This window comes from Clavibacter lycopersici, assembly GCF_003576405.1.
Taxonomy (GTDB): Bacteria; Actinomycetota; Actinomycetes; order Actinomycetales; family Microbacteriaceae; genus Clavibacter; species Clavibacter lycopersici.
Genome location: NZ_QWGT01000350.1, coordinates 1 through 2,095, shown reverse-complemented (window position 1 = coordinate 2,095; position 2,095 = coordinate 1). Strand labels below are relative to the sequence as shown.

Here is a 2,095-nt window from a genome sequence, read left to right as displayed (position 1 = left end):
CAGCAGCCGCGTCGCGCCCGGCCCGGTGCGGACGGTCGTGCGCGCGGATCCGCCGTCGACGTCCCATGCGGTGCCGGCGTCGACCTCCGTCACCGACCGCACCGCGCCGCCGACCGCGCCGTCTGCGTCGGCGCCGTCCTCGCCCGCCTCGGCCGTGAGGATCCCGCGCTCGCCACCCGCTACGGATGCCCGCACCGCGGCGGACGCGTCGGGCACGCCCGTGTCCCACGACGTGGCGTCACCGGCCCCGAGGCCGAGCTCGACGACCGTGTCCGTCTCCCGGTCGGACTCGAGCGCCAGCCAGCAGGCGGCGCCGTCGCGCGGCGCGATGAGGCGCAGCGCATGACGGCCGCCCGTGAGGTCGGTCCACTCGATCCCCGCCTCGCCGCCGACGGGATCCATCGTCCGCCGCATGCCCGCCGCGCCGCCCGCGACGCCGCCCGCCGTGCGGACCACGAGCGTCGCGCAGATGCCGAGCGGATCCGTCCAGACGAGGTCGTCGCCGTAGCCGCTGTCCCGCGCGCCCGCGAGGAGCTCGGCGCTCGCCGTGTCGGCGTCACCCGCGAGGAGGGCCGCGCGGATCGCGTCGAGGCGGGGCCGGAGGTCGGGCGCGTGCGGGCGCGCGTTCACCGGCGGGAACCAGCGCTCGTGCGCGAGGGAGACGGTGATCGCGTCGGCCGGCCCGTGCGCGACGGCGCCGATGCGGCCGCTGCCGACCACGACGCCCTCCTCCCACGTCGGCGCCGCGGTCGCGGTCGCGAAGACGGAAGTGGGGGCGGTCGTGAGGTGCGCATCGTCGCGCGAGAGCGATCGGATGATCGGCCCCTTCCGGTCGGCGTCCGTTTCGTTGCGGGCGGCACCAAAGTACCGGCCGGGCCCCGTGCGGGGAAGGAGCGGGGGCGGATCCCGACGCCATCGCGGCCGTCCGCCCTAGGATCGCGGGATGCTCGGACCCGTCGACCGCCTCGATCCGCCCGCCCGGCGCATCCTCATCGGCGCGCCGTCGGGGGCCGGGAAGACCACGCTCGCGCGCCGGATCCAGGCCCGCACCGGCGTGCCGTACGAGGAGCTCGACGCCCTGTTCCACGGCCCCGGCTGGACAGAGCTGCCCGGCTTCCGCGATGACGTGTCGGCCCTCGCCGCCCGCGACTCCTGGGTCACCGAGTGGCAGTACACGACGCAGCTCGGGCAGCTGCTGCCGTCGCGCGCCGACACCCTCGTCTGGCTCGACCTGCCGGTGGGCGTCCACATGGGGCGCCTGATCCGCCGGACGCTGCATCGCCGGTGGTACCGCGTTCCGCTGTGGCACGGCAACGTCGAGCCGCCGCTCGCGACCATCCTCACGAACCCCGACCACATCGTCCGGTGGGGCTGGAAGGGGCGCGCGAAGGTGCGGAAGCGCATCGCGCGCGCGGCCATCGAGCACCCGCACCTGCGGATCGTGCGGCTGCGGTCGCCCCGCGAGGTCGACGTGTGGCTGCGGGGGCTGCCGGGGGCGGGTCGGCCGCCTCAGCCGCCGGTGCCGCCGGCCGCAGCCGGGTAGAGGTCGCTGCACCACATCCCGGCCGGCGACGGGCCGTCCATCGTCAGCTGCGGGAACGAGCCGAGCTGCGGGGCGTCGGAGACCATGTCGGCGCCGTTCACCGCCGACCAGAGCGTGCCCGCGAAGTCCTCGCGCGTCGGATCCTGGTCCGTGGCCCACAGCGCCACACGGTCATCGGATGCCGCACCCGCTTCCGGGTCGTCGCCCACGGGCCCGATCGTCCCGGCGAGGGTCCAGATCTGCTGCTCGTCATCCCACCGGGTCTCGAGGCCGTCGAGCCGCAGCCCGGGGAACGGCCCGTCGTGCGCGGCGATGCTCGCGTTCACGGCTTCGAGCGCGGCGGGGGAGGCGTCGGCGCACTCCGCGTAGCCGCCCGTGCTGTCGTCGGCGGGTGTCGGCGTCGGTGTCGGCTCGGCTGTCGGCAGGACGACGGGCGGATCCTCGCCCGCGAGCCCGCCACCCGCCCCGCCGGGCGCCGCGCACCCGCTCACCGTGAGGACGGCGGCGGCGCAGAGGCCGGCCCAGGCGACGGTGATCCGGGATGCGCGCATG

Annotated in this window: 3 protein-coding genes; 1 reads left to right on the top strand and 2 read right to left on the bottom strand. The window is 76.6% G+C overall.

Annotated elements, in window-relative coordinates:
* Positions 1 to 816: glycoside hydrolase N-terminal domain-containing protein (locus tag DZG00_RS14950; RefSeq protein WP_255414073.1), on the bottom strand; the 816-nt coding region annotated here is incomplete at its 3' end.
* 127 nt (positions 817 to 943) lie between these two features.
* Between DZG00_RS14950 and DZG00_RS14945 the strand changes: the two genes are divergently transcribed.
* A complete protein-coding gene (locus DZG00_RS14945) occupies positions 944 to 1,543 on the top strand; it encodes a P-loop NTPase family protein (protein WP_119383206.1) in 600 nt (199 codons plus the stop codon).
* Here DZG00_RS14945 and DZG00_RS14940 read toward each other — a convergent pair.
* A partial coding sequence (locus DZG00_RS14940) for a hypothetical protein (protein WP_119455791.1) occupies positions 1,510 to 2,095 on the bottom strand: 586 nt, incomplete at its 5' end. The two genes, DZG00_RS14945 and DZG00_RS14940, sit on opposite strands and share 34 nt — an antisense overlap.

Coding starts and splice junctions, on each gene's coding strand:
- DZG00_RS14945 (WP_119383206.1), top strand. CDS start 944: ATGCTCGGACCCGTCGACCGCCTCGATCCGCCCGCCCGGCGCATCCTC.